Origin of the sequence: Streptomyces sp. TLI_55, assembly GCF_900206255.1 — a bacterium.
Lineage (GTDB): Bacteria > Actinomycetota > Actinomycetes > Streptomycetales > Streptomycetaceae > Streptomyces > Streptomyces aquilus.
Map to the genome: position 1 here is coordinate 3,443,705 of NZ_OAOJ01000001.1, position 26,718 is coordinate 3,470,422.

Genomic DNA, 26,718 nt, shown 5'->3' on the forward strand with positions numbered 1-26,718 from the left:
ACCGTACGCCATGCGGGCGAGCCGCATCCGGGCCTGTGGACAACTCCCCACGCATGCGGCTGCTGGTGTCTGTGAGGCAGTATGACCGGCGATGCGCAGAGGACTCGTACACGTACTGGCTTGGTCGCTCGCCACGGGCGCGGCGGTCACGCTGTCGTGGTGGGGTGTCCACACGGTGATGGCGGGCACCGCCTACGACCCGCCGCGCGCCCTGCCCATCACGGTGGCCGAGGCCACCACCCAGGACTCGAAGCCGCTGGCTTCGTCGACGGCCCGGCCCTCCGCGTCGCCGTCCGCGCCGAAGAGCCCGGCGTCCCGGAAGCCGTCCCCCACGCCGACCCCGTCCAGGACCCCGACGACGTCCCCGAGCCCGACCGCCTCGGGCGAGGTCAAGAGCTACGACACCGAGGGCGGCCGGGCGGTGTTCTCGCTCGGGAAGACCTCCGCGACGCTCGTCTCGGCCACCCCGGCCGCGGGCTGGTCGATGCAGGTGTGGAAGACGGAGACGTGGATCCGGGTGGAGTTCGCGTCCGGCGCGGACCGGGTGTCGGTGTTCTGCACATGGCACGACAGCGCGCCGCGGGTGGACGTGGGGACGTACTGACCGGGGTCGTTCAGCGGAACACCGAGGGCGGCGGCGCGGGTGACGCGACCGCCGCCGCGTCCGTGACGGGGACCGCGCCGCCGGTGAAGTCCAGGAGCGCGCGGCCGTGTTCGAGGCGGCCGGGGTGCGGGTCGGAGGCCGCGCGGCGGGTCAGTTCGGCGATCGGGAGCGGGGTGTCGGAGGCGACCAGCACCGCGTTGCCGAAGCGTTTGCCGCGCAGGACCGTCGGGTCGGCGATCAGGGCGAGGTGCTCGAAGCGGGCGGCGGCGGTGGCGATCTGGCCGCGGAGGTGGGCGAGCGGGGGTCCGTCGGCGAGGTTGGCGGCGTAGATCCCGCCGGGCCTGAGGGCCCTGCGGACCTCGTCCAGGAACTCGGTCGAGGTCAGATGGGCCGGGGTGCGCGCCCCGCTGAACACATCGGCGATGACGAGGTCGGCCCAGCCGTCGAGCACCTTGGCGAGTCCCTCACGGGCGTCGACGGAACGCACCCGGATGCGGGCGTTCGGATCCAACGGCAGCTCCCGGCGGACCAGTTGGACGAGGGCCGCGTCGCGCTCGACGACCTGCTGGGTGGAGCGGGGGCGGGTCGCGGCGGTGTACCGGGCGAGGGTGAGGGCGCCGCCGCCGAGATGCACGGCGTGCACAGGTTTGCCGGACGGGGCGACGAGGTCGATGACATGGCCGAGGCGGCGCTGGTACTCGAAGGTGAGCCGGGCGGGGTCGTCGAGGTCGACATGAGACTGCGGGGCGCCGTCGATGAGCAGGGTCCAGGCCCGCGCGCGCTCCCGGTCGGGGATCAGCTCGGCGAGTCCGCCGTCGACGGGTTCCACCACGGGTTCGACGGTGGCGGCTGCGCGCCGGGAGCTACGGGACCTTGCCATTCGCCCATTGTCGCAAGCCGGGGGCCGTCAGGCCCGCCCAGCTCGTCCCGCGCACCTCAGCGGCAGTTGTCCGCCGCCGCGATCAGCCGGGCCGCCTCCCCGAGCGCCGCCCGCAGCACCGCCGGGTCCGTCGCCAGGTCGGCCTCGCCGGGCGGCAGCAGCCAGTCCGACCCCTCCACCGGCGGCTCGGGGTTGAGCCGCAGCCCCCGCCCGTCGGTCTCCGTGCAGGTGCTGCCCGGCACGTCCCACGCGGCCGCCGTCCCCGGCGGGACCACGAAGCCGAGGGTGTCTCCCCCGTCGTCGTGCAGCACGGGCCCCACCGCGTCCCCGACGCCCCGCCGCAGGATGTCGACCGCCTCCAGCCCCTGCCGGGTCGGCACCGTGACGAGGTCGCAACCGACCTCCGGGACCGGTGGCTCGCTGCACTCCGTCAGCGGCGTACCCACCTCGATGCTCTGGCTGGTCTCCATCCCGGCCTCCACCACGGAACCCCTCCTAGGACGAGCGGCCCGGGAGTCGGGCTGCTCCCGGTCCATGGAGTTCAACGCGCGGCGGCGTCAACGGCTACGGCACAAGTCAGCCGCAAAGGATGGCAGTTCATGGCAGATCGTGGATGAGATATCCGGTTTGTAGCCAAACACTGCGTGGCGGGTCCGATACAGCAGGTACGTTCTTGCCCGCCGGAACCAGGGTGACGACAGTGACATACCACTCAACTCACCAGGGATCCGGCATGGTTCGACGGTTCGCACGAGAGGACCCGGCCATGGCGACGTCAAAGGTGACCTCGTTCCAGTCCCCCAGGCCACCGCGGCCCAATCTCGCGTTCCGGGAGTTGCGCGGACAGCGCTCCCCGGCCGAGTTCGCCGCGGCGGTACGACGGGCCGCGCGCGAGATCGGCGAGCGGGTCAGCTGTGACGCGCGCTATGTGGGCCGGGTCGAGGCGGGCGAGATCCGCTGCCCCAACTACGCGTACGAGCGGGTGTTCTTGCACATGTTCCCCGGCCGCACGCTCACCGACCTGGGCTTCGCCTCCCGGGCGTCCGTACGCGGACGCGGGGCGCGCGCCGCCGAGGACGCGCCCCCGAACCACGTTGCGCCACCCGCGTACGCCGCGGGTGGCGCGACAGGTGAGACATGGGGGGCGTACGAGCCGTATGACCCGCAGAACCCGTACGAGACGCACGACAACTACGAGGAGAGCGACGTGCTGCGTCGCGCATTCATGACCGGCGGGGGCGCCACCGTGGCCGTCGCCTCACTGGGCACGATCGGACTCGCGCCCGCCGCAGCGGCGGCGGACCGGCGCGTCCCGCGCGCGGGAGCCCCCGAAGCGGACGCCCTGGAAGAAGCGGTACGGCGGATCCGGCTGCTGGACGACCGGCACGGCGCGGACGGCCTGTACCGGCGCGCGGCGACACCGTTGCGCGCCGCCTACGCGCTGCTGGACGCCGGTGCGACCCGACAGACCACGGCCGAGCGGCTGCACGCGGGCGCCGGGGAACTCGCCATCTCGGTGGGCTGGCTGGCGCACGACTCGGGCCGGTTCGACGACGCGCGCTCGCACTACGCGGAGGCGCTCGCGACCGCGCGGATGACCGGGGACGCCGGTCTGGAGTCGCACGCCTTCTGCAACACGGCGTTCCTCGCGCGGGACGCGGGGCGGCCGCGGGAGGCGGTGCGGGCCGCGCAGGCCGCGCAGCGGGTCGGGCGGCCGCTCGGGTCCGCCCGGCTGATGTCACTGCTCGCACTGCGGGAGGCGGGCGGCTGGGCGGGGCTCGCCGACCGCACCGGCTGCGAACAGGCGCTGGCCCGGGCCCAGGCCCTGTACGAGCGAGGCCCCTCGGACGCCGACCCCGAGTGGATGAGCTTCTACGGGGAGGCCGAGCTGGAGGGCCTGGAGGCGCAGTGCTGGTCGACGCTGGGCGACTGGCCGCGGGCGGCCCGGCACGCGCATCGGGCGGCGCAGCTCCAGGATCCGCACTTCACGCGGAACATCGCGCTGTACACGGCCGAACTGTCCGACGACCTCGCGCGCGGGGGCCGTCCCGACGAGGCGGCCGCCGCCGGGATGCGGGTGCTGGATCTGCTGGGACAGGTCCAGTCGTCACGGATCCAGTCGATGCTGGCGGGGACCGCGCGCGTGCTGCTGCCGCACCGGCGGGCGTCAGGGGTGGACACGTTCCTGGAGCGGCACGCTTCCTTGCCGCGTACGGCGTAGGGAGCCGGCTAGCCCGCCAGGTGGCCCGTGTCGTTCCAGCTCTCGACCGCCGGCTCGCCGTACGCCCAGCCGAGCACCGACAGCGATGTCGGGTTCAGCCTGATCCGGGCGGCGAAGTCGAGCGGCAGGCCCAGCCACCGTGCCCCTATGGAGCGCAGCATGTGGCCGTGGGCGAAGACCAGGACGTCCCGGTCCGCCTCGCGGGCCCACGCCACCACCTCGTCCGCGCGGGCGGTGACCTCCGCCAGGGTCTCGCCCTCGGGGACGCCGTCGCGCCAGATGAGCCAGCCCGGGTTCACGGCCTGGATCTCGTCCGGGGTCATGCCCTCGTACGCGCCGTAGTCCCACTCGACCAGTGCGTCCCACTCACTCGCGCGCTCGCCGAACCCGGCGAGTTCGCACGTCTCCCGCGCGCGTGACAGCGGGCTGGTGCGCACCTCGACGCCCGGTAGGCCGTCCAGCGGCGGCCGGTGCAGGCGCTCGCCGAGGAGTTTGGCGCCGCGCCGGCCCTCCTCCAGCAGCGGCACGTCCGTCCTGCCCGTATGTTTGCCCGCCAGGGACCATGCGGTCTGGCCGTGCCGGGCGAGCAGGATGCGCGGTGCCATGTGACGAAGGACCTTTCGAGGAAAAAACCGGGCGGGCGGCACCCATCATCGCGCACGCTGTGCGGGGGCAACCCGTCGGTCGATCTCTGCGTCCTAGAGTGCCGGGGGCCCGCGCACGGGGTCGAAGCACATACACCGTAAAGTGGTAAGACCGGGCAACCGGACGCCGCGACGAGAAGGGGGAGGCGATCGGATGCCGCACGCCGAGACACCGGGCAGCGAGACGGCCCCGAGTACCCGGCTGCGCTGGTGGACCGAGCTGCCGCTGATCCTCCTGGTGTACGCCTGCTACTCGGCGGGGCGCCTCCTGGCCCGGGGGGACGTCACACACGCCGTGGACCACGGCCTGGCGATCCTGCGGGTGGAGAAGTTCCTCCACATCAACGCCGAGCACCCGCTCAACCGGCTGTTCACCCGCGAGGCCTGGATCGGCGTCCCGGCCGACTTCTGGTACGCGTCGCTGCACTACCTAGTCACCCCGGCGATCCTGATCTGGCTGTTCCGGTCGCACGCCGTGCGCTACCGCGCCGCCCGCACCTGGCTGATGACGTCCACGTTCATCGGTCTGATCGGCTTCACCCTGCTGCCCACCTGCCCGCCCCGCCTCCTGTCCCCGGGCCACGGCTTCGTCGACACCATGGCCCAGTACAGCTCGTACGGCTGGTGGGGCGGCGAGGCGAGCGCGCCCCGTGGCATGGGCGGCATGACGAACCAGTACGCGGCCATGCCGAGCCTGCACGTGGGCTGGGCGCTGTGGTGCGGGGTCATGCTGTGGCGGTACGGCGGGACGCGTATCACGAAGGCCGCCGGTGTCGCCTACCCGCTGATCACCACGATCGTGGTCATGGGCACCGCCAACCACTACTTCCTCGACGCCGTCGCGGGCGCCGCCGTCATGGGCGTCGGGCTGCTGCTGGCGCCGCTCGTGCTGCGCGCCGCGGACGGGGTCAAGGGGCGTGTGGCGACGGTTCTCACGCCTGTCACCGCGGGCACTGGGGCCGCACAGGCCTCAATTGTCAGTGGCGGATGCCAGACTTCCGCGGGTGAGCGAATTCCACGGCAGCGCGAGTCACGGATCGGAGCGGGACCCGAGCCGAGTGCCGCCCCCACGGACGCGGGGGCCGGCGCTCCGGCAGCAGCTCGCTGAGCTGCGCGGCCCCGACGTACCGGCCAAGGCGCTGGATGCCCGCGCCCTGGCCGCCCTCGCCGCGAACCCGGGCTGCAGAAGGCGCGCGATCCTGGACGGCGCGGGGGTGAACAAGGCGACGCTGGCGAGCGCGCTGGGCTCCCCGTCGGCGTTCGGGCAGTCGCAGTTCGCGCTCACCCGGGGCAACGCCTTCGAGGCGAAGGTGAAGGCCGACGGCGGCGCCGAACTGCTGCGGCTGGTGCACGAGAAGCTGGACCGTTACGCCGAGCCCCCCACCGACGCGCGCGTGCCCGACCTCAGCGCGATCGGCCCCGAGGGCCGCACCGCCCGCACCGCGCTGGCCCTGCGCGAGGCGACGGAGGCGTACGGCGCGTGGACGCTGCTCGATCACCCGATGCTCGCCCTCGACGTCGCGGGCTCCCCCGCCTTCCTGGAGCCGGACGCGGTCGTGGTGCATCCGGACGGCGGCTGGACGGTCGTGGAGATCAAGTCCTTCCCGATGCTGGACGGCTCCGCGGACCCGGCGAAGGTGGGCGCCGCAGCCCGCCAGGCAGCGGTCTACGTGCTGGCGCTGGAGGAGGTCGCCGCCCGCATCACCGTGGCGGACGTCCCCGACCCCGAGGTGGGCCACCAGATCCTCCTCGTCTGCCCCAAGGACTTCTCCAACCTGCCCACCGCCTCCGCCGTCGACGTCCGCAAGCAGCGCGCGGTCACCAGCCGCCAGCTGGCCCGGCTCACCCGCATCGAGGACATCGCCGACGCCCTCCCCGAGGGCACCTGCTTCGATCCCGCGCGACCCGCCGAGGAGCTGACGGCCGCCGTCGAGTCCGTCCCGGCGACGTACGCACCCGAGTGCCTGTCCGCCTGCGAGCTGGCCTTCCACTGCCGCGACCGCTCCCGCGCGGCGGGCGCGGTGACGTCCCTGGGCCGGTCCGTACGGGCCGAGCTGGGCGCCCTGACCACGGTGCCGGACGTCCTGGCGGCGGCCCGCGGGGAGGCCGGCGACCCGGCCGATCCGGCCGTCGCCGCCCTGCGCAGAGCCGCCGCCCTGCGCGCGGAGGCACTGGGAGCCGCCGCATGTCGCTGATCTCCACCCTCGCCCGTCTGGAAGCCGTCAGCACCGGCCGCGCCCAGCCCGCCGCGACCGTCCGGCACCGGCACCTCGCCGACCACCCCCTGGTCTTCGTCCCGCTCACCACCGCCGGTGAGGCCGGTGCCCCGCTCGGCGCGCTCGTCGGCACCGACCGGGACGCCCCGCGCCTGCTCGTCGTACCGCAGCCGCGCGACCGTGACCTCCGGTTCCAGTTCCTGGCGGAGCTGGCGGACGTCGTCCTGCCGTACGTGGACTCCTACGCCGAGGCCGTGGAGGCCGCCGAGCGCAGCGAGACCGATCCGGAGACCGGCAAGCGGGTCAAGGTCGAGGTCGAGCTGTGCGCGGACGCCCCGCAACTGATCGTGCCGAGCCGCGCGGGCATCGACTACGTCCGGCTGCTCGGGCGCTCGACGCGCTTTCGCCGTACGGCCGAGCAGGACCCGGAAGCCCCGCATCCCGCGCCCCCGCGCGTGCCGTTGCTGGGCCGGTGGCTGACCCACTTCGGCGAGCGGGCCCGCGTTCCCGGCTCCGCCCTGCTGCTCGCCGCGACCGAACTGCTGTCCCGGCACTGGGCGACCGGCCAGTCCACCCTGGAGGACCAGCACCTGGGCGCGCTGCTGGCCTGGATCGACCCCCCGGAGGGCATGACCGGCGCCGAGGCGGCCCGCGCGGCCGAGCTCGCCCGGGACGCCAAGGGCCAGCTGCTGCACCCGCCGGCCGGCCCGGCCACCGACCCGGCGTTCGACAACAAGCTGCTCGCCCCCGCCATCGAGCGCTACGACCGCGCGCGTACGGCCCTGGCCGCCGCCGAGGACGGCCTGGAGGCGGACGACCGGCTCGGTGAACTCACCGCCGCCGAGCGCGCGATCAGGGACCTCGTCGCGAGCCGGACCCGTCCCACCTGGGACGCGGTGTGGCGCGGCCTGGACCTGCTGCGGGAGCTGCCCGAGGGCGCGCGCGTGGCGGAGCGCTGGACCCGCGACCGCTGGTCGTTCACGTCCCATCGCGACCGGATCACCGCCGGCGAGCCTCCGCAGCCGCGCCGCGACGACGCGGTGACCGCCGCCAACAAGCTCGCCACGCGCGAGCGCGAGCAGGCCCGGCTGGAGGCGCAGGAGGCCCTCGACGACCCGCTGGTGATGGCGGGGCGGCGGCTGTCCGGGGAGGCGTTCGCGGGCGAGGTCACGGATGTCGTCATGACGTACAGCGAGGGCAAGCGCCCCAGCCCGCGCCCGCTCGTCACGCTCCGCACGGACGACCGGCCGCATCTCGGGGAGCGCGTGAAGGTGTACCGCTCGCTGGGCGGGAAGCCGCAGTCGGCCGAGTTCGTCGGCCACGACGGCGACTGCGTCGTCCTGCGCATCCTCGACAAGATGGGCCGCGGCAAGGAGCCCGAGCCGGGGTCGGTCCCCGAGAAGGGCGACCGGCTCTGCTTCACGCTCTTCGAGCACGAGCAGCGGGGCGGCGCGAAGCTCCCCGACCCGGAGAACACCCCGTGGACACACGGCGGGCCGCCCGGTGAGGCCGGCCAGGAAGCCGCCGACCCGCTGACCCCGGAGGACGTCCTGTGACCACCGTCTCCGAGCTCTTCGACCCCGGTACGGCCGCCGCGCGGGCCACCGACGCGATCCTCCGTGACACGCTGCACGGCGAGGCGCGCGGAGTCGTCGTCGACTCCCCGCCCGGGGCCGGCAAGTCCACGCTGGTCGTCCGCGCGGCCCTCGAACTGGCCGACGCGGGCCGCCCGTTGATGGTGGTGGCACAGACCAACGCCCAGGTCGACGACCTGGTACTGCGGCTCGCCGAGAAGAACCCGGACCTCCCGGTCGGCCGCCTGCACAGCAGCGACACGGACGCGTACGACAAGGCGCTGGACGAGCTGCCGAACGTACGCAAGTCCGCGAAGGCGGCCGAGCTGACCGGGCTGCCGATCACGATCTCCACGGCCGCCAAGTGGGCGCACGTCAAGGTCGACGAGCCGTGGGAGCACGCGATCGTCGACGAGGCGTACCAGATGCGCTCGGACTCCCTGCTCGCCGTCGCGGGCCTGTTCCGGCGGGCGCTGTTCGTGGGCGACCCGGGCCAGCTGGACCCGTTCGCGATCGTGGGCAGCGAGCAGTGGGCGGGCCTGTCGTACGACCCCTCGGCGTCCGCGGTCACGACCCTCCTGGCGCACAACCCGGAGCTCCCCCAGCACCGCCTCCCGGTGTCGTGGCGGCTCCCGGCCTCGGCCGCACCCCTGGTCTCGGCCGCCTTCTACCCGTACACCCCGTTCCGTAGCGGCACCGACCACGGCGACCGCGCCCTGTCCTTCGCGATCCCCTCGGACGGCTCGGGCCCCGACCGGGTCATCGACGAGGCGGCGGAGTCCGGCTGGGGCCTGCTGGAGCTGCCCGCCCGGCACACCCCGCGCACGGACCCGGAGGCGGTACGGGCGGTAGCGACGGTCGTACGGCGCCTGCTGGACCGTGGCGGCGCGGCCACCTCGGAGCGCTCCCCCGACCCAGCACCCCTCACCGCCGACCGCATCGCCGTCGGCACGGCCCACCGCGACCAGGCGGCGGCGGTCCGCGCGGCCCTCACCGACCTGGGCGTCACGGACGTCACCGTCGACACGGCGAACCGCCTCCAGGGCCGCGAGTACGACGTCACGGTGGTCCTGCACCCCCTGTCCGGCCGCCCCGACGCCACGGCGTTCCACCTGGAGACCGGCCGCCTCTGCGTCCTCGCCTCCCGCCACCGGCACGCGTGCATCGTGGTGTGCCGGGCGGGCGTGGGCGACCTCCTGGACGACTATCCGTCGACGGAGCCGGTGCAGCTGGGGACGGTGGTGAAGTTCCCGGACGGGTGGGAGGCGAACCATGCGGTGCTGGCGCACTTGGCGGAGCACCGGGTGGGGTGGCAGCCATGACGAACCATGCGGTGCCGGCGCATCTGGCGGAGCACCGGGTGGGCTTCGAGCCCTGACCCTTACGGGGCCCTTGCGCGGGCGCGCGACAATGGACGATGGCCCGCTTCCCCGACGGAGGGGGCATCAGCGACGTACGAGGAGGAGAAGACATGGCGGAGCCCACGCCGCGTCGGAACGAACCGCGGCTACGCCCCGCGCCCCTGCTCTTCGAGCCCGCGCAGGCGGCCGCCGACCCGGAGCACTTCTTCGACCTGGAGTCCATCGACGACCCCAGGGCGCTGCTCGCCCGGGCGACGGAGCTGACGCATGCCTTCCGTGCGGCGACGGACCGTGCCGTGGAGTTCCAGGCGATCGCCGCGGCCCAGCTGGCCGACCCCCGCCGTTTCGACCGGCTGACGCCGGCGGACATCGCGGAGCGGGCCGAGTGGACCGAGGACTATGCCAAGAAGATGGTCGAGTTCGGGCGGGACCTGATGCGCGGGACCGCGGAGGGCGCCGAGGGCGAGGGGCTCCCCGGCCCGGCGTAGCCGCCGTGCCGCACCGGACACGTTCTGGCATATGCCAGGCGGGCAAGATACCCCCTCCCACCCCCTCCTGTCCCGATTTCCGGCAACCATCGGAGACGGGACGCTCACGCCCGGTACATCTGGATGCATGAGCGACACACGCATCGAGCCGTTCTCCGACCGTTCCGACGTCTGCGGGGTCACTGCGGACGGTGCGGCCTGGCTCGCCTCGGCAGGAACGTATCCGCGCAGCACCCTCGCCCTCTGGCGGGAGCGCCCGGACGCCCCGGTGGTGCTGCCGTGCGGCGCCTCGTTCGACGTCGTGAGCGCGCCCGCCATGTTCGGGCGCCGGATGCTCGACCGGTTATGGGGCGACGGGCCGGGCTCGGGGCCGGTGGCGATGTTCCGGGGCCGGATGCTGCTGTTCGCGGCGCCGGGCACCGCGTATCGGCTGCCGTCGCTGCTGCAGTGGGAGGAGTGCGGCCGCACGGGCGCGATCCCGCCGCTGCTGTGCCACGGCAACGGCGACGCGGTGACGCTCCCCGCACCCCTGCCGACCCGCACCACGCCGACCCCGTTCGACAGCCGCTGGCTGGTCGCCCCGGACACCCGCCACCCCTGGCTGCCGGGCCCCGAGATCCTGCTCTGGGCGGCCGTACGGGCGGCACGCGCGGCCGTGCGGATATCGATTTTTCCCCCGGCCGATCAGGATGCTAAGGTCTACGACGTCAGCAGGCGCCGCTAGCTCAGTTGGTTAGAGCAGCTGACTCTTAATCAGCGGGTCCGGGGTTCGAGTCCCTGGCGGCGCACAGACGAACGAGAAGCCCCTCGCGGAAGCGAGGGGCTTCTCGTGTTTCGCCGGTTGTCCATCCGCTACGGCGTGATCTTCACCGTCCACGCCCCGGAGACCGTCCGGCCCTCCACCTTCACCCGTACGCCGTCCCCCGGCACCGTGAAGCTCTCCCCCAACGCGACCGGGGCGTCCGCGAGGGGTGGGTAGACCGAGGACTCCCAGCAGGCCTCCGTGTGCGGGTGGGCGTCGATGACCTGGATCGGGCCGCCGCCGGACGCGGCTCCGGCGCGTACCCGGTAGACCAGGACCCCCTCCTTGCAGGTCCCCGCGTCGTTGCCGGCCGGGCTGCGGGCCTCGAAGGCGAGGGCGGTCTCGGGGCCGGTGCGGACCACCGCCAGCTTGGTGCCGCGCCCCAGGCCGAAGGCGGGACGGCCCGCGACCGGCGCCCCGGGCCCCGCCCCCAGCGGTTCCAGCGTCAGCCGCGTCGGCTTGCCCACGCATGTCACCTGCCGCGGGTCCAGCCACCCCAGCTTCCACTTGTGCCAGCCGAACAGGTCCGGGGCCAGTCCGAACTGGCTGCCCATCAGGTCCCAGTCGCCGACGTACGTGTCCCAGTCGCCCTTGCCGTCGACGGGGCGGTGGTAGAGGTCGGGGAGGTCGAAGACGTGGCCGGTCTCGTGGGCCAGGACCAAGCGGTCCGGTGGGTGCTGTTCGAAGACGGTGACGACGCGGCGGATGTCCGTGCCGTCCGCCCGCAGCGGGGTGTCGAGGTTGACGACCTTCGTGGCGTCCGAGTCCACGCCGGGCGCGTCCGGATCGGCGACGAAGTAGACGACGTCGTAGCGGGAGAAGTCCACCTGCCCGTCCGCCGCGGCCAGCGCGTCGCGCAGATACTCGGCGCGATGCGACGCGTTCCAGTCACGCTCTATGACGTACGACGTCGACGGCTGCGGCATCCGGATCCAGTTCCGCAGCGGATGCGGGCGCAGCGTGAACCTGCCGTAGGAGGCCTGTTCGAAGAAGCGGCTGGTCGCGGGGAAGTGGTCGGCGGCGAGCTGGCCGGGGGTGGTGCGCGGGGTCGCGTCCGGGAAGGACAGGAACACCATCACCGCGTCCAGCGTGCGGGTGGGCCGCGGATAGGCGGCGTTCCAGGTGTCGACGCCCTCCGAGTGGTGGGCCTCGGTGCGGGTGAGCGCGCAGGCGGCCGCGGAGAACGGCTCGGCGGCCGACGGGCCGGTGATGAGGGAGGTGGCGGCCAGCGCCGACATCGTGGTGAACACCGCCGCGGTGCTGCGCAGTCGGGGGCGCGGGAAGGGGCGCGGCACGGGGACCTCCGGATGCGGTTCACGGGACACCGCACCCAGCCTGTGTGAGATTGTCGTACTACGCCCTGTTTGTCTGCACCAGAAGAGTGAGTCAGCCGAGGAACCGTCAGAATCGACACCCCGAATCGCTCACGGAACGTCACACCTGGTCGGGCGGCCCAACAAGCCGTCCAGGTGCGGGCAGAAACGATCTGTCAGAAAGGCCCGTCGTTCCGGGACACTGGGCAGTGGCTGGAAGGGGTGGGGGCCAGCCTCTATGATCGGCACACTTTCCTGCACGGACAGAGATCGAGTGCACTGCGGGAGCGAACGGTGAGCGGAACCTCCGAAGGGCCGGCGCCCGCGACAGACCTCGACCGGGCGGCCGTCACAGACAGTGACTACAACACGTCTTCTCGTACCGATTCCCCGGCGTACCGGTCGGCCTTCGTGGCCGCGCCGCTCGCCATGGCCGTCGTCGACCGCGAGGGGCTGGTCGTCAGCGCCAACCACACCCTCGGCGAACTCCTCGGCCACGCGCCCGAGGCGCTCGCCGGGCGGATCGCCGCCGATCTGGTGGACCTGACCTCCGACGCCCGTACCTGGCACGCCTACCAGGAGGTGCTGCGCGGCCGGCAGGCCCGGCTGCGCTGCACCCGGCGGCTGAAGAACCCCGACGGCCAGTACCTGTGGACGCAGGTCACCGTCGCGCCGCTGGGCACGGGTGAACCGGGGGTGCTGCTGTCGGTCGCCGACGTCAGTTCCGAGCGTGAACTTCAGGCCAAGCTGCGGCACTTGCAGATGCACGACCCGGTGACCCGGCTGCCCAACCGCACGCTGTTCTTCGAACGGCTGTCGGCCGCGCTGGAGGCGGAGGCGTACGAGCAGGGCGGCACCGGCCGGATCGGCCTGTGCTATCTGGACCTCGACGGCTTCAAGGCCGTCAACGACACCCTCGGCCACCGGGTCGGCGACCGGCTGCTGGCCGCCGTAGCGGAGCGGCTGACGCGGTGCGCGGACGAGGCGGGCCTCACCCGGGGCAGCACACCGCTGGTGGCCCGGCTCGGCGGCGACGAGTTCGCGCTGCTCGTCGAGGACTCCACCGGCACCGACCAACTCGCCGATCTCGCCGAGGCCGTGCTCAAGGCGGTGCAGAGCCCCTTCGACATCGCCGGGCACCGGCTGTCGGTCTCCGCGTCGATCGGCGTCGTCGAGCGGCACGCGGCCGGCACCACACCCACGGCCCTCGTGCAGGCCGCCGACACGACGCTGTACTGGGCGAAGGCCGACGGCAAGTCCCGCTGGACGCTGTTCGACCCGGAGCGCAACGCCCACCGCATGACCCGTCAGGCCCTCGCCTCCACCCTCCGGCCGGCCATCGAGCGCGGCGAGTTCACGCTGGAGTACCAGCCGCTGGTCGGCATGGAGGACGGGCGGCTGCGGGGCGTGGAGGCGCTGGTGCGCTGGAACCACCCGCAGTTCGGGATGCTGACGCCGAATCGGTTCATCGCACTGGCCGAGGAGGACGGCTCGATCGTGCCGCTGGGACGCTGGGTGCTGGCAACCGCCTGCCGCCAGGCCCGGCAGTGGCAGCTCGACCACCCGGGCGAGCCGCCGATCTTCGTCAGCGTCAACGTCGCCGTCCGCCAGGTGTGGGACTCCGACCTGGTCGCCGACGTGGCGGAGATCCTCGCGGAGACGGAACTGGCGCCGGGGCTGCTGCAACTGGAGCTCACGGAGTCCGCGGTGATGGGCTCGGCGGGCCGCCCGCTCCAGGCCCTGCAGGCCCTCAGCGACATGGGCGTCCACATCGCCATCGACGACTTCGGCACCGGCTACTCCAACCTCGCCTACCTCAGCCGGCTGCCGGTCGCGGTGCTGAAACTGGACGGGTCCTTCGTCCGCGGCTTCCAGTACGAGGGGACCGGCGCCCCGCCCAACCCGGCCGACGAGGTCGTCGTCGAGGCGATGATCCAGCTCGCCCACCGGCTGGGGCTCACCGTCACCGCGGAGTGCGTGGAGACGTCCGCGCAGGCTTCCCGCCTGCGGCGGATCGGGTGCGACACCGGCCAGGGGTGGCTGTACTCGCGGCCGGTGTCGCCGGATCGTATCTCCGAGCTGATGGCGGGTCAGGCCGCCGGCAGGCCGTAGGCGTCGGCGATCAGTTCGTACGAGCGCAGCCGCACCGCCCCGCTGTGCGCGTGGGACGTGATCATCAGCTCGTCGGCGCCGGTGCGCTTCTGAAGGTCGTCGAGGCCGGCGCGGACCTCGTCGGCGGTGCCGTGGACGACGTTGGCGTTCCAGGACGTGGCGAAGTCGCGTTCCACGGGGCTGAAGTCGTAGGCCTCCGCCTCCTCGGGGGTGGGGACGAGGCCGGGGCGGCCGGTGCGCAGCCGGATCATGTTGAGGCTCGCGGCGAGCACCTGGCGGCGGGCCTCCTTCTCGTCGTCGGTGGCGAGGGCGGAGACGCCGATGAGGGCGTAGGGCTCGGCGAGGATCTCGCTCGGGCGGAAGGCCTCGCGGTAGAGGTCCAGGGCCGGGATGGTGTTCTGGGCCGAGAAGTGGTGGGCGAACGCGAAGGGCAGGCCGAGCTCGGCGGCTAGGCGGGCGCTGAAACCGGAGGAGCCGAGCAGCCAGATCGGCGGGCGGTGCGGGGACTGGACACCACCGGGGGACGTCGACTGGATCGGGCCGGGGACCGCGTGGATACGGCGGTAGGGGTGGCCGTCGGGGAAGTCGTCGTCGAGGAAGCGGGTCAGCTCGGCGAGCTGCTCGGGGAAGTCGTCGGCGCCCTCGTGGAGGCGGTCGGTGCGGCGCAGGGCGGCGGCGGTGGTGCCGTCGGTGCCGGGGGCGCGGCCGAGGCCGAGGTCGACCCGCCCCGGGGCCAGCGCCTCCAGGGTGCCGAACTGCTCCGCGATGACCAGCGGGGCGTGGTTGGGCAGCATGACGCCGCCCGAGCCGAGGCGGATGCGCTCGGTGTGGGCGGCGAGGTGGGCCAGGATCACTGCGGGGGACGAGGAGGCCACGCCGGGCATGGAGTGGTGCTCGGCGACCCAGTACCGGTGGAAGCCGCGCGACTCCGTCAGCTTGGCGAGCTCGACGCTGGTGCGCAGCGCCTCGGTGGCGGTGTGCCCGGCGCCCACCGTGACCAGGTCCAGTACGGAGAGGGGGACGGGGGCGGTGCCCTGTGCGATGCCTCGGGTCTCGTCTGCCGCCACGGGGGTGCCTCCTGTTGTGGGCCGTGCGCTGTCCGTCCGGCACTAACAGGAGGCGCTCTCCGGTTATTCCCTGCGCCAGATCATGCGGAAGATGCCTTGTCCCACACCTTGACGGTCAGGTTCGTGATCTCGCTGTCGGGATCGAGCGAGTCCACCCTGACGAGCGCCACGCGCCCGCCGTCGGTGAAGAGGCAGACGCTCCGCCCTTCGCCCACCGAGAGCGACGACTGGGGTTTCGTGGTCGCGAGCAGCTTGCACTCGCTGAAACCAGGTTCCTCCCCCTCGGGAACAAGCGCGTAGTTGTTGTAGATGAGATTCACTTTCTGCCCGTCAAAACCCCAGGGATCAATGTCGTCGTCGCCCACCGCGGGTGGCACAAGATCGAGATCGAATCCCTGGTTCTGCGAAAGCAGCGGGCCCGACCACTGCACTTCCGGCTCCGATTCGGACTGCGGTGACGGCCGATCACCGGAGCCACCCCCGGGATTTCCCTGCGGCGTCGCGGTGGTCGTGACGCTCACCGTCGCGGTGACGGTTTCACGGACCGCCACGGGCGAGGTGACACCTGCCGCGGGGAGCCCGATGAAGCCGACCGCGAAGGTGAGCGCACCCACCCCGGCACTGATCAGCGCCGCGATCGCCTGCCATTTGTGGGCCGCCCCCGCATCGCCCTGCCGCCTCGGTGGTGCCGGTGGCCGCGCAGGTGGCGGCGGCGTGAATGACGACATGTACATCCCCCGTTACTTTCCCTGCTGCATCCCCCGACGCATCCCCCGATGCCGATGCAGAGCGCAATTATGGCGCGCCCCCGGCATTCTGGACGGCGGAATTCACGTATCCACCGAAGGAAATACCGAGGGCGTCGGCCTCACATTTCTCACACCTGCACAATCGGCTCCTTCGTGAACAGTGCCCCCAGCCTCGGTGCGTTCACGCGGCGGTCCGCCAGGCGGAGGCCCTCCCAGACCGTGACCTGGTTGGCGGTGAGGACCGGCTTGCCGAGTTCCTTCTCCAGGGCGGGGAGGTGGGCGACCGTGTGCAGAGCGGTGTCGGGGAGGAGGAGGGCGTCCGCGTCCGGGGTGTCGGCCTGCCGCGCCAGAGCGAAGACCTCCGCCTCGCCCCAGGTGCCGACCTCGGCCGCCGTGATGATCCCGGCGCCCTCGACCCCGGTCACCTCCAGGCCGCCGGCCCGCAGGAAGTCCGCGAACATCGCGGCCACGTCGTCCGGGTACGTCGCCCCGACCGCGACCCGGCCCGCCTTGATCTCCTGGGCCGCGTGCACGAAGGCGAAGGACGTCGAGGAGGCCGGCATGCCGGCCGCCATGGCCAGGGCGCGCACCTGCTCGTGGGCGCCCTCCCAGCCGCGCACGAAGCTGCCGCTGGTGCAGGCCCACACCACGGACTCGGCGCCGCCCATGCGCAGTTCCTCGACGCCGGCCGCGAGGCGTTCGGGCGAGCCCATCTCCAGCAGGGCGTCCTCGCGGTGGGCGTCCTCGCCGATGTCGGTGTGCACCACGTCGACCCGGATGTCGCTGCCCAGGAGCTGCTCGATGCGTGGGTAGTCGTCCTCGGCGGAGTGGCCCGGGTAGAGGAGTCCGAGTGCGGTCATGTCCAGCCTTCCTGCTGCTGTTCTTCGTCGGGCAGTACCGGTCGCAGGGGGCCCGGACGCGCCGCCGGATCGATCAGCGCCTGATAAGGCCCCATGGCCCGGGTACCCAGTCGGCGCAGCGCCGCCCACATCGTCACCTGGTTGGCCGAGATCACCGGAAGCCGCAGCTCGGCCTCCAGTTGCGGGATGACGTCGTACGTCGGGAGGTTGGTGCAGCTGATGAACAGGGCGTCGGCGTCCCGGCGGACCGCCTTGTGCGCCATGGCGACCACCTCGCGGTACGGCACCTTCCAGATGTGCCTGGTCAGGCCCATGAAGGCGCAGCCGGTGACGGTGACGCCCGCCTCCGCGACGTACTCCTCCAGGGAGCGGGTGACCGAGACGGTGTACGGCGTCACCAGGGCCAGCCGGCGCACGCCCAGCTCGGTCAGGGCTTCGAGGAGGGCTCCGGAGGTGGTGACGGACGGGACGTCGCCCGCCCTCGTCATCGCCTCGCACATGGCGCGTTCGCCCGCGATGCCGCCGACGAAGCTGCCGGAGGTGCAGGCGTAGGCGACGACCTCGGGGGCGACGGCGTGCAGGGTGCGGACGGCGTCGTGCAGCGTCTCGTGCTCGCTGACGAGGCGGGCCAGGTCGAGGCTGACCTCGACGGGCACGTACGGCGTCCGGGTCAGATGGAGCGAGATGTCGTCCGGGACCCAGCGCCACAGCTCGCGGTCCAGGGCGAAGTCGAAGGGTGCCACGACACCGACGCCGCGCTGGGGGCGCGGTCCACCGAGAAATGAGAGGTCCATGGGCAGTACCGGCCTCACGGTGAGGGACGGGGGGACAACGGACCGTGCGGGTGCCCGTGTTGACGAAGGTAAGTTCGGGTGCGAGCGTGGTCAATCCGCGCATGTCAGACGCCCGTGGAGGAATGGCTTCGCATGACCTCCCCCACCGTCCTCGTCCTGGACGCCGATCCCCTCCCCCGCCTCGGCCGCCTCACCGGTCGCGCCCGTGTCCTGCACGCGGACGCGTCGACGCTGGCCGAGCGGCTGCCGTCCGCCGATGTGCTGCTGGTGTGGGACTTCACCTCGCACGCCGTACGGCACGCCTGGCCCGGCGAGGGTCCGCGACCGCGTTGGGTGCACACGGCGAGCGCGGGCGTGGACCATCTGATGTGCCCCGAACTCGCCGCGTCCGACACGGTGGTGACCAACGCGCGCGGGATCTTCGACCAGCCGATCGCCGAGTATGTCGCGGCACTCGTCCTGGCGATGGCGAAGGATCTGCCGAGGACGTGGGAGCTGCAACGGGAGCGCACCTGGCGGCACCGGGAGTCCCGCCGGGTCTCCGGGACGCGGGCCGTGGTCGTCGGCTCCGGGCCCATCGGGCGGACGATCGCCCGGACGCTCAAGGCACTTGAGGTGACGACCGCGCTGGTCGGCCGCACCCCGCGCACCGGCGTCCACGGCCCCGACGATCTCGACCGGCTGATCGCCCGTGCCGACTGGATCATCGCGGCGGCTCCGCTGACCGAGCAGACGCAGGGCATGTTCGACGCCCGGCGGTTCGGGGTGATGCAGCCGTCGGCGCGGTTCATCAACATCGGGCGGGGCGGTCTGGTCGTCGAGGACGCGCTGGCCGAGGCGCTCCGGCGCCGGTGGATCGCGGGCGCGGCGCTGGACGTCTTCGAGCACGAACCCCTGGGCCCCGACAGCCCGTTGTGGCAGGTGCCCGACCTGATCGTGTCCCCGCACATGAGCGGTGACACGGTGGGCTGGCGGGACGAACTGGGGGCACAGTTCCTGGAGTTGTACGAGCGGTGGGAGGCGGGCAAGCCACTGCTGAACGCGGTCGACAAGAAGCGTGGGTACGTACCCGGACACTGACCTGGGAGTGTGTATGAGGGACCTCACCGCACTCGGCGCCGTGGAGCTCGTCGAGGGGTACCGCAAGGGCGAGTTCAGCCCCGTGGAGGTGACCCGGGCGGCGCTGGAGCGGGCCGAGGAGATCCAGCCGGAGGTGAACGCGTTCGTGCGGCTGACCGCCGAGGAGGCGCTCGCGCAGGCGCGGGAGTCGGCGGACCGCTGGCGGCGCGGTGCGCCCGCCGGGCTGGTGGACGGGGTCCCGGTCACGGTGAAGGACATCCTGCTGATGCGCGGCTCGCCGACCCTGAAGGGGTCGAAGGCGCTGTCGGAGCAGGGCAGTTGGGACGAGGACGCGCCGTCCGTCGCCCGGCTCCGGGAGCAGGGTGCCGTGTTCCTCGGCAAGACCACGACCCCGGAGTTCGGCTGGAAGGGCGTCACGGACTCGCCGCTGTCCGGCGTCACCCGCAACCCGCACGACCCCACCCGCACCGCGGGCGGCTCCAGCGGCGGCGCCGCGGCGGCCGTGGCCCTCGGCGCGGGGCCGCTGGCGCTCGGCACGGACGGGGGCGGCAGCGTCCGCATCCCGGCCGCGTTCTGCGGGATCTTCGCGCTGAAGCCGACGTACGGCCGGGTGCCGCTGTACCCGGCGAGCGCGTTCGGCACCCTCGCCCATGTCGGGCCGATGACCAGGAACGCGGCGGACGCGGCGCTGATGCTGGACGTCATCGGCGGGCCAGACGCCCGGGACTGGTCGGCGCAGGGGCCAGGTGCCGTGTCCTACCGGGACGTTCTCCACGAGGGCGTCCGTGGTCTGCGCATCGCCTACTCTCCCTCCTTCGGCGGGCAGGTCCGGGTGCAGCCGGGCGTCGCGGCGGCGGTCCGGCGCGGTGTCGAGGAGTTGGCGCGGCTCGGTGCCTATGTCGAGGAGGCCGACCCCGACTTCGCCGACCCGGTGGACGCCTTCCACACCCTGTGGTTCAGCGGGGCGGCCCGGGTGACCCAGCAGTTCGGGCCGCGCGAGCGGGAGTTGCTCGATCCCGGACTGCGGGAGGTCTGCGAGCTCGGAGCCCGCTACAGCGCGCTGGACTATCTCGCCGCCGTCGATGTCCGCATGGACCTCGGCCGCCGGATGGGCCGCTTCCACGAGTCGTACGACCTGCTGGTGACGCCCACCCTGCCGGTCACGGCGTTCGAGGCGGGCGTCGAGGTGCCGAAGGGCTCGGCGTATCGGCGGTGGACGGGGTGGACGCCGTTCACCTACCCGTTCAACATGACCCAGCAGCCGGCCGCGTCCGTTCCGGTGGGGGTGGACGGCGACGGGCTGCCGGTGGGACTCCAGATCGTGGCCGCCCGGCACCGGGATGATCTGGTGCTGCGGGCGGCGCACGCTCTGGACGGGTTCACGCCCGCCGGAAACTGAGGGTCTCCCCCGCCGCTCCCGTCCGCCAGAGGTCGTTGCAGGCCTCGGCCAGCGCCTCCAGCCCGTCCACCACCTGCCCCCACACGATGCCGGGCACCCAGCCCACGTCGCCGTTGAGCAGGAGGTTGTTGCGTTCGTAGAAGAGGGCCAGGTCGACGACCGTGGTCCCGGCGCGGACCTCACGGTCGTAGCCGTAGGACTTGGTGCCCAGTTCGGTCCCGGCGAAGGAGAAGTAGCAGAGGTCGCCGGGAATGGGGGTGACGGTCGGGTTCTCCAGGGGAGGTTCCGTGGAGGCGAAGGGTGGGAAGAGGGCGTAGATCTCGTTGCGGGCGTACTTCGCGTGGTAGACGTCACCGGCGAGCGGGAGCGCTTCCCAGACAGCCGCGCAGGTCAGAGGCGCGCGGTCGTCCAGCAGCTTTGCCGTGACGCTGATTCCCCGCTTGACCAGCGAGACTTCTATGTAACGGTCAGCCATGCACTCCATGGTGCATACATCGCATGCGGTCGGGTAGCCGCGCCGCCATGGCTCCACCAATAGGGAACGAGAAACACACACCCGGAACCACCCGCCGATCGCTGCTCGCGGGGGTGGCGGCGCTCGGTGCGCTGGGGGCCGCCGGCTGCACGCGGGTGGCCACGGCCTCGACGACGGCCGGCGGTGATCTGCTGGACCGGATGCGGGCGGCGGGAGTGGTACGGCTCGGCATCGCCGGTGAGATCCCGTTCGGCTACATCGACAGGAACGGCGAGCTGACCGGCGAGGCGCCCGAGCTGGCCAAGGCGATCTTCAAACGGCTGGGCGTGGACCGGGTCCAGCCGGTGCCGACCGAGTTCGGCTCGCTCATCCCGGGTCTCAACTCCCAGCAGTTCGACGTCGTCGCCGCCGGGATGTACGTCAACCCCGAGCGCTGTGAGCAGGTCATCTTCGCCGACCCGGACTACCAGATGCTCGACTCGTTCATCGTCCGCAAGGGCAACCCGAAGGGGCTGCACACCTACCAGGACGTCGTCGAGAAGAAGGCCAAGTTCGCCACCGGGACCGGGTACGCGGAGATCCAGTACGCCGTGGACGCGGGGTACAAGGAGAGCGACATCCTGATCGTGCCGGACCAGGTCGCCGGGCTGAACGCCGTGGAGGCGGGCCGGGCCGACGTGTTCGCCGGTACGGCGCTCACCACCCGTGAGGTGGTGAAGAAGTCCGCCAAGGCCGAGGCCACCAAGGCCTTCGCGCCGCTCGTGGACGGCAAACCGCACGTGGACGGCGGCGCGTTCGCCTTCCGGCACACCGAGACCAGGCTGCGCGACGCCTTCAACGTCGAGCTGCGCAAGCTCAAGAAGAGCGGGGAGCTGTTCCGCATCCTCAAGCCCTTCGGGTTCACCGAGGCCGAGATGACGGACCTCACCGCGAAGGAGCTCTGCGGCGGATGACTTCAGGACTCTGGGAACTCGTCCTCAAGGGCGTCTGGGTCACGATCCAACTCCTCTTCCTCAGCTCACTGCTGGCGGGTGCCGTCTCCTTCGTGGTCGGCATCGCGCGCACCCACCGGCTGTGGATCGTGCGCTTCCTCGCGGGCTTCTACACCGAGGTGTTCCGCGGGACCTCGGCCCTCGTCATGATCTTCTGGGTGTTCTTCGTGCTGCCGCCCGCGTTCGGCTGGCAGCTGGTCCCGCTGTGGGCGGGCACGCTGGCGCTCGGACTGACGTACGGCGCCTACGGCTCGGAGATCGTGCGCGGGGCCCTCACCGCGGTCGACCCGGCGCAGCAGGAAGGCGGGATCGCGCTCAGCTTCACGCCCTGGCAGCGACTGCGGCTGATCCTGCTGCCGCAGGCGGTGCCGGAGATGATCCCGCCGTTCTCCAACCTGCTGATCGAGCTGCTCAAGGGCACCGCCCTGGTGTCGATCATGGGCATGGGTGATCTCGCGTTCAGCGGCAACCTGGTGCGGCTGGCGCTCCAGGAGAGCGCGGAGATCTACACGTATCTGCTGGTCATCTACTTCGTGATCGCCTTCGCCCTGACCCGGGTGATGCGCGGTCTGGAGAAGAGGCTGAAGGCGGGGGTCGGCAAGGCTCCGACGGGCGGGATGTCCCCGCAGCAGGAGCTCAAGCGCGCCGAGACCACCGGCGTCGGCGCCTCGTCCTCGGGAGGTGTTCTCGGATGAAGTGGGACTGGTCAGCGGTCGGCGACTTCATGCCGCAGTTCTGGGACGGTCTGCTGGTCACCCTGCAGGCGCTGGCCCTCGGCTCGGTGATCTCCTTCGTGCTCGGCCTGGTGTGGGCGCTGCTGATGCGGGCGCCGACCCGCTGGGTGACCTGGCCGGTGGGCGCGGTCACCGAGTTCGTGCGGAACACGCCGCTGCTGGTGCAGCTGTTCTTCCTCTTCTATGTACTGCCCGAGTGGGGCTTCACGTTCTCCGCGCTGACCACCGGCGTCTTCGCGATCGGCCTGCACTACTCGACGTACACCATGCAGGTCTACCGGGCCGGCATCGAGGCGGTGCCCGCCGGTCAGTGGGAGGCCGCGACGGCGCTGAACCTGCCGGTCGCCCGGACCTGGCGGGTGGTGATCCTGCCGCAGGCCATCCGCCGGGTCGTCCCCGCGCTCGGCAACTACGTGATCGCGATGCTCAAGGACACGCCGCTGCTGATGGCGATCACCGTCCTCGACATGCTCGGGCAGGCGCGGCTCTTCTCCCAGGAGCACTTCCAGTTCACCGAGCCCCTGACCGTGATCGGCGTGGCCTTCATCCTCATCTCCTATCTGGCCTCCCTCCTCATGCGAGCCCTGGAGCGACGTCTTGTCCACTGACATACAGCCCGACAACAGCCCCCTCGACCAGCGCGGCACCGGCGAGCTGATCCGGCTCGACCAGGTCACCAAGCGGTTCGGTGACAACACCGTCCTCGACCATCTCGACTTCTCCGTCGAGGCCGGCAAGCACGTCACCCTCATCGGGCCGTCCGGATCGGGCAAGACCACGATCCTGCGGCTGCTGATGACCCTGACCAAGCCGGACGAGGGCACCATCACCGTCGACGGACAGCGCCTCTTCCCGGCCTCCGACAAGGAGGTCCGCGAGGTCCGCAAGAAGATCGGCATGGTCTTCCAGCAGTTCAACCTGTTCCCGAACATGCCGGTGCTGAGAAACATCACCGAGGCCCCGGTCACGGTGCTCGGCCTGTCCAAGGACGAGGCGGAGGAGCGCGCCCGCGAACTGCTCGACCTGGTGGGGCTGGCCGACAAGTACGACGCCTACCCGGCGCAGCTGTCCGGCGGCCAGCAGCAGCGGGTCGCGATCGCGCGGGCGCTGGCGATGCGGCCGCAGGTGCTGCTGCTGGACGAGGTGACCTCCGCGCTGGACCCGGAGCTGGTCGCGGGCGTCCTCGACGTACTGCGGGACATCGCCCGCAGCACCGACATCACGATGCTCTGCGTGACCCACGAGATGAACTTCGCCCGGGACATCTCGGACCAGGTCCTGATGTTCGACTCGGGACGGATCATCGAGGCCGGGGCACCGGAGAAGATCTTCAGCGAGCCGGAGCAGGACCGCACCCGGGAATTCCTGAGCGCGGTTCTCTGACCAAAGGTCAATTACACCTTGTGAAGGCATCGATGCGCGAGGTAGGGGCGCTGGGTCTTGACTTTGGCATATGCCAGCGGGTCAGCGCCCCTGCTGAGAGCGATGGAATCTCGTCAACAGGCCCTCACTTCAAGCCTCTTGCCCGTTATCGTGGTAGGGATCGCTGTCCGGATTACGGCCCAACTGTAGAGCGACTTAGCGAGCGCAGGGGGAACCACCGTGGCGCTGAAGCACGAGCCGACCGCGCCGTACCACTCGGCCCAGGACGCGCTGCGCGTCCTTGAGGCCGTGGCGCGGCACACCACCGGAATCACCGACGCCCAGCTCGCCCGGCACACCAGCATCGACCCGGAGCGGCTGACCACCCTCCTTCGCATGCTGCGCCGCGAGGGGTACGTCGAGCAGGTCGCCGACGGCGCGTATGTCACGGGCGACGCCCTGACCCGCCTCGGCTCCGCCCATGACCGTGAGCAGGCGCTGCGCGAGACGCTCCAGCGGACGCTGGACCGGCTGCGCGACTCGGTCGGGGCGGCCGTGTATCTGAGCCGGTACGTCGACGGAGAGGTGCGGATCGCCCAGTACGCCGACGGGCCGACGATGCCGGTGGTCAACGAGTGGGTCGACTTCCGCTACTCCGCCCACGCCACCGCCATCGGCAAGAGCCTGCTGGGCCAGCTCGACCACAACAGCCGACGTGACCACCTGTCCCGCCACAAGATGGCCCGCCTCACGTCCCGGACCATCACCAGCGACAAGCTCCTGCTGTCCCGTCTGGAGTCCCAGCCGCCCACCGTCCCCCACCTCGACCTCCAGGAGTACGCGGTGGGCACGGTCTGCGCCGCCGTCCCCATCACCGCCGGATCGTCGGTGGGCTGCCTGGCCCTCTCGCTCCCGGTCGAGCACGCCCACCGGCTCCGTCAGGCGGCGGACGCCCTGAACCGCAACGCGGCCCCGGTCCTGCTCAGCCTGGCCATCTGACTCCCCTACCCAACGGTGGTCAGAAGCACCCCTCAGGACCAGGTAGTATTTTCTCTGTCGCCAGCCGAGGGCACAAAACCCGAGGTCGGCGAGGGTCATGCGCCGCTAGCTCAGTTGGTTAGAGCAGCTGACTCTTAATCAGCGGGTCCGGGGTTCGAGTCCCTGGCGGCGCACTCTTGAAGGGCCTCTCGTGGGAGCGGGAGGCCCTTCGACGTATGTCGCGGGCGCCACGGGAACGGCTCAATCCTGACGCGGCCCGGGAGGTCTGGGGCGGCTGGGGGTCTGGGGGTTATCCCCCAGGAGGATGCAGCATCAGCGGGTCCGGGGTTCGAGTCCCTGGCGGCGCACTCTTGAAGGGCCTCTCGTGGGAGCGGGAGGCCCTTCGACGTTGTGCAGGTCGTCCTCGGTCAGGGGGCGGTACGTCCGCTCGCCCGGTGGGCGCCACCACACCGGGTCCTCGCAGTGGACGCCCTCCCGCCGCAGCAGGGCTCGGTGGATCTTGTTCGTGGCTGTCACCGGCATCCGGTCCACGACCCGTACGAACCGAGGCGCCATCTTCGTGCCCAGGTCGGGCTGGGCGGACAGGAAAGCCGTGAAGCCCGACGCCTCGAAGCTTCCCGCCAGCGCCGCCATCACCTGGTCCCCGGTCACCGGGTCCGGCACCGCGTACACGGCGACGGCGCCGGCCCCCTCGTAGCGCGCGAGGATGTTCTCGATCATCGCGGCGGCCAGGTTCTCCCCGTCGACGCGGATACGGTCGTCCGCGCGGCCCGCGAAGTACAGGAAACCGTCGGCGTCCCGGCAGAAGAGGTCGCCGGTCCAGTACCAGCCGTTCCGCCGCCGCTCCCGCTCCGCCTCGGAGTTTCGCCAGTAGCCCTCGAAGGGGTTCGGGGCCCGGTTGACCAGCTCCCCTATCGCCTCGTCGCCGTTCAGCAGCCGCCCCGCCGCGTCGAACACCGCCGCCGGGCACTCGGCCCGCGTCTCCGGGTCGAGGACCACGAGCCCCGGCCCCGCCCGCCCCACCGCCCCGGCCGGCGTCCCCGGCGACCACTGCACCGCCGCCCCGCCCTCCGAGGACCCGTACCCCTCCACCAGCCGCACCCCGAACCGCCGCTCGAAGGCCGCCGCGTCCACCGCCCCCGCCTCCGTGCCGAAGCCCGTCCGGAGCGGGTTGTCCCGGTCGTCCTCGCACTCCTCGGTCGCCAGGACGTACTGCACGGCCCGGCCCACGTACGTGAAGTACGTCGCCCCGTACCGCCGTACGTCCCCCAGGAACCCCGACGCCGAGAACCGCCGCCGCAGCGCGACCCCCGCCCCGGCCGCGAGCGCGGGCGCCCAGTCGGCGATCACCGCGTTGCCGTGGAACATCGGCATGCAGATGTAGTGCACATCGTCGGCGCCGACACGGAATTGTCCGGCGAGTGAGCGTCCCGCCGCGGCCAGGCGGCCCTGGGAGCAGATCGCGGCCTTCGGGGCGCCCGTCGAGCCCGAGGTGAAGTAGAGGAGGAGGCGGTCGCGCGGGCCGGCCCGGGAGGGGTCGGGGCGGGCGCCCGCGTACGGGGCGAGCAGGGCCTCGTATTCGTCGGTGTCGGTCAACAGGACGCGTACACCCGGGAGTTCGAGACCCTGGAGGAGCGGTTCGTACGTCCGGTCCGTGATCAGGAGGCGGCACTCGGTGTGCAGGATGTCCCGGGCCAGTTCGGGGCCGCGACGGGTGGGGTTGATGCCGGCGACGGCGGTGCGGACGAGGGCCGCCGCGCTCAACCACAGGGGATATTCCGGGGTGTTGTCGAGCAGCACGCCGATGTGCGCGCCGCCGGACGGGAGCAGGTCGGCCAGCAGCGCCGCCCGGGCCGCCGCGCCCGCCGCCACCTCGTGATGGGTGAGCGCCCGCCCCTCGAACCACAGGCCGGGCCGGTGGTCGCCCCACCGCCCGGCGACGAGCTCCGCGACCGTGCACGCCTTGGACTCCATGGCCGCGCACGGTAGCTG

General features: G+C 72.1%; 26 protein-coding genes and 2 tRNA genes. 18 read left to right on the forward strand and 10 right to left on the reverse strand.

Annotated features, from left to right (window positions below; translation table 11 throughout):
- The first annotated feature begins 91 nt into the window (after nt 1-91).
- Entirely contained in the window at nt 92-604 is a 513-nt protein-coding gene (locus tag CRP56_RS15825; RefSeq protein WP_097264504.1) for a hypothetical protein, read from the forward strand.
- Between the two features lie 10 nt (nt 605-614).
- Here the strand turns inward: CRP56_RS15825 and CRP56_RS15830 are convergent, their stop codons facing one another.
- Both CRP56_RS15830 and CRP56_RS15835 read right to left on the reverse strand, forming a co-directional pair.
- On the reverse strand, nt 615-1,484 hold the full coding sequence (locus tag CRP56_RS15830; protein ID WP_097264506.1) for a spermidine synthase: 870 nt from the start codon (nt 1,482-1,484) through the stop codon (nt 615-617).
- Between the two features lie 56 nt (nt 1,485-1,540).
- Nucleotides 1,541-1,954: a hypothetical protein gene (locus tag CRP56_RS15835; RefSeq protein WP_179851030.1), complete on the reverse strand. Its 414-nt coding sequence runs from the start codon at nt 1,952-1,954 to the stop codon at nt 1,541-1,543.
- Nucleotides 1,955-2,250: 296 nt separating this feature from the next.
- Between CRP56_RS15835 and CRP56_RS15840 the strand changes: the two genes are divergently transcribed.
- The gene (locus CRP56_RS15840; protein WP_097264510.1) at nt 2,251-3,705 is read left to right on the forward strand and encodes a hypothetical protein; all 1,455 of its coding nucleotides are present in this window, start codon (nt 2,251-2,253) and stop codon (nt 3,703-3,705) included.
- 8 nt (nt 3,706-3,713) lie between these two features.
- Here the strand turns inward: CRP56_RS15840 and CRP56_RS15845 are convergent, their stop codons facing one another.
- Nucleotides 3,714-4,310: a histidine phosphatase family protein gene (locus CRP56_RS15845; protein ID WP_097264512.1), complete on the reverse strand. Its 597-nt coding sequence runs from the start codon at nt 4,308-4,310 to the stop codon at nt 3,714-3,716.
- Nucleotides 4,311-4,503: 193 nt separating this feature from the next.
- Here CRP56_RS15845 and CRP56_RS15850 point away from each other — a divergent pair, with 193 nt between their 5' ends.
- The 7 genes from CRP56_RS15850 (at nt 4,504) to CRP56_RS15880 (ending at nt 10,776) form a co-directional block, all read left to right on the forward strand.
- Entirely contained in the window at nt 4,504-5,457 is a 954-nt protein-coding gene (locus tag CRP56_RS15850) for a phosphatase PAP2 family protein (RefSeq protein WP_097264514.1), read from the forward strand.
- Complete coding sequence (locus tag CRP56_RS15855; protein WP_097264517.1) at nt 5,408-6,544, forward strand: hypothetical protein; 1,137 nt, start codon at nt 5,408-5,410, stop codon at nt 6,542-6,544. Before CRP56_RS15850 ends, CRP56_RS15855 begins: the two co-directional genes overlap by 50 nt.
- Nucleotides 6,535-8,121: a hypothetical protein gene (locus CRP56_RS15860; RefSeq protein ID WP_097264519.1), complete on the forward strand. Its 1,587-nt coding sequence runs from the start codon at nt 6,535-6,537 to the stop codon at nt 8,119-8,121. Before CRP56_RS15855 ends, CRP56_RS15860 begins: the two co-directional genes overlap by 10 nt.
- On the forward strand, nt 8,118-9,461 hold the full coding sequence (locus tag CRP56_RS15865) for an AAA family ATPase (protein WP_097264521.1): 1,344 nt from the start codon (nt 8,118-8,120) through the stop codon (nt 9,459-9,461). The genes CRP56_RS15860 and CRP56_RS15865 overlap by 4 nt, the downstream gene beginning before the upstream one ends.
- Before the next feature lie 149 nt (nt 9,462-9,610).
- Nucleotides 9,611-9,988 (forward strand): hypothetical protein, encoded by a 378-nt coding sequence (locus CRP56_RS15870; RefSeq protein ID WP_097264523.1) that lies wholly within the window; start codon nt 9,611-9,613, stop codon nt 9,986-9,988.
- Nucleotides 9,989-10,115: 127 nt separating this feature from the next.
- Nucleotides 10,116-10,712 (forward strand): bifunctional DNA primase/polymerase, encoded by a 597-nt coding sequence (locus CRP56_RS15875; RefSeq protein ID WP_097264525.1) that lies wholly within the window; start codon nt 10,116-10,118, stop codon nt 10,710-10,712.
- Nucleotides 10,703-10,776, forward strand: a tRNA-Lys gene (locus CRP56_RS15880). Before CRP56_RS15875 ends, CRP56_RS15880 begins: the two co-directional genes overlap by 10 nt.
- A gap of 64 nt (nt 10,777-10,840) precedes the next feature.
- Here CRP56_RS15880 and CRP56_RS15885 read toward each other — a convergent pair.
- A complete protein-coding gene (locus CRP56_RS15885; protein ID WP_097264527.1) occupies nt 10,841-12,085 on the reverse strand; it encodes a M6 family metalloprotease domain-containing protein in 1,245 nt (414 codons plus the stop codon).
- A 312-nt stretch (nt 12,086-12,397) separates the two neighbouring features.
- Between CRP56_RS15885 and CRP56_RS15890 the strand changes: the two genes are divergently transcribed.
- Nucleotides 12,398-14,215, forward strand: coding sequence for a putative bifunctional diguanylate cyclase/phosphodiesterase (locus CRP56_RS15890; RefSeq protein ID WP_097264530.1), 1,818 nt, complete (start codon nt 12,398-12,400; stop codon nt 14,213-14,215).
- Here the strand turns inward: CRP56_RS15890 and CRP56_RS15895 are convergent.
- The 4 genes from CRP56_RS15895 to CRP56_RS15910 all read right to left on the reverse strand — a co-directional run bounded on the left by CRP56_RS15895 (nt 14,194) and on the right by CRP56_RS15910 (nt 17,685).
- Nucleotides 14,194-15,282, reverse strand: coding sequence for an LLM class flavin-dependent oxidoreductase (locus CRP56_RS15895; protein WP_097264532.1), 1,089 nt, complete (start codon nt 15,280-15,282; stop codon nt 14,194-14,196). The genes CRP56_RS15890 and CRP56_RS15895 overlap by 22 nt on opposite strands.
- Nucleotides 15,283-15,362: 80 nt before the next feature.
- Nucleotides 15,363-16,010 (reverse strand): hypothetical protein, encoded by a 648-nt coding sequence (locus tag CRP56_RS15900; RefSeq protein WP_126272246.1) that lies wholly within the window; start codon nt 16,008-16,010, stop codon nt 15,363-15,365.
- 149 nt (nt 16,011-16,159) lie between these two features.
- Nucleotides 16,160-16,891 (reverse strand): maleate cis-trans isomerase family protein, encoded by a 732-nt coding sequence (locus CRP56_RS15905; RefSeq protein WP_097264537.1) that lies wholly within the window; start codon nt 16,889-16,891, stop codon nt 16,160-16,162.
- Nucleotides 16,888-17,685 carry a maleate cis-trans isomerase family protein gene (locus CRP56_RS15910; protein WP_097264539.1) on the reverse strand — a complete coding sequence of 266 codons (798 nt, stop codon included), beginning with the start codon at nt 17,683-17,685 and terminating at the stop codon, nt 16,888-16,890. The genes CRP56_RS15905 and CRP56_RS15910 overlap by 4 nt, the downstream gene beginning before the upstream one ends.
- 132 nt (nt 17,686-17,817) lie before the next feature.
- Here CRP56_RS15910 and CRP56_RS15915 point away from each other — a divergent pair, with 132 nt between their 5' ends.
- Entirely contained in the window at nt 17,818-18,765 is a 948-nt protein-coding gene (locus CRP56_RS15915) for a D-2-hydroxyacid dehydrogenase (protein WP_097264541.1), read from the forward strand.
- 13 nt (nt 18,766-18,778) lie between these two features.
- The gene (locus CRP56_RS15920) at nt 18,779-20,164 is read left to right on the forward strand and encodes an amidase (protein ID WP_097264543.1); all 1,386 of its coding nucleotides are present in this window, start codon (nt 18,779-18,781) and stop codon (nt 20,162-20,164) included.
- On the opposite strand, the gene CRP56_RS15925 is transcribed toward CRP56_RS15920, so the two are convergent.
- On the reverse strand, nt 20,145-20,639 hold the full coding sequence (locus CRP56_RS15925; protein WP_179851031.1) for a DUF3830 family protein: 495 nt from the start codon (nt 20,637-20,639) through the stop codon (nt 20,145-20,147). The genes CRP56_RS15920 and CRP56_RS15925 overlap by 20 nt on opposite strands.
- A 47-nt stretch (nt 20,640-20,686) precedes the next feature.
- Between CRP56_RS15925 and ehuB the strand changes: the two genes are divergently transcribed.
- The 6 genes from ehuB to CRP56_RS15955 all read left to right on the forward strand — a co-directional run bounded on the left by ehuB (nt 20,687) and on the right by CRP56_RS15955 (nt 24,899).
- A complete protein-coding gene (gene ehuB, locus CRP56_RS15930) occupies nt 20,687-21,592 on the forward strand; it encodes an ectoine/hydroxyectoine ABC transporter substrate-binding protein EhuB (protein WP_097264548.1) in 906 nt (301 codons plus the stop codon).
- On the forward strand, nt 21,589-22,326 hold the full coding sequence (ehuC, locus tag CRP56_RS15935) for an ectoine/hydroxyectoine ABC transporter permease subunit EhuC (protein WP_097264550.1): 738 nt from the start codon (nt 21,589-21,591) through the stop codon (nt 22,324-22,326). Before ehuB ends, ehuC begins: the two co-directional genes overlap by 4 nt.
- The gene (ehuD, locus tag CRP56_RS15940; RefSeq protein ID WP_079306222.1) at nt 22,323-22,973 is read left to right on the forward strand and encodes an ectoine/hydroxyectoine ABC transporter permease subunit EhuD; all 651 of its coding nucleotides are present in this window, start codon (nt 22,323-22,325) and stop codon (nt 22,971-22,973) included. The genes ehuC and ehuD overlap by 4 nt, the downstream gene beginning before the upstream one ends.
- A complete protein-coding gene (gene ehuA / locus CRP56_RS15945; protein ID WP_257040794.1) occupies nt 22,963-23,748 on the forward strand; it encodes an ectoine/hydroxyectoine ABC transporter ATP-binding protein EhuA in 786 nt (261 codons plus the stop codon). Before ehuD ends, ehuA begins: the two co-directional genes overlap by 11 nt.
- 219 nt (nt 23,749-23,967) lie before the next feature.
- On the forward strand, nt 23,968-24,726 hold the full coding sequence (locus CRP56_RS15950) for an IclR family transcriptional regulator (RefSeq protein WP_097264552.1): 759 nt from the start codon (nt 23,968-23,970) through the stop codon (nt 24,724-24,726).
- Between the two features lie 99 nt (nt 24,727-24,825).
- Nucleotides 24,826-24,899, forward strand: a tRNA-Lys gene (locus CRP56_RS15955).
- A gap of 139 nt (nt 24,900-25,038) precedes the next feature.
- Here CRP56_RS15955 and CRP56_RS15960 read toward each other — a convergent pair.
- Entirely contained in the window at nt 25,039-26,700 is a 1,662-nt protein-coding gene (locus tag CRP56_RS15960) for a long-chain-fatty-acid--CoA ligase (protein ID WP_097264555.1), read from the reverse strand.
- Nucleotides 26,701-26,718 lie beyond the last annotated feature (18 nt).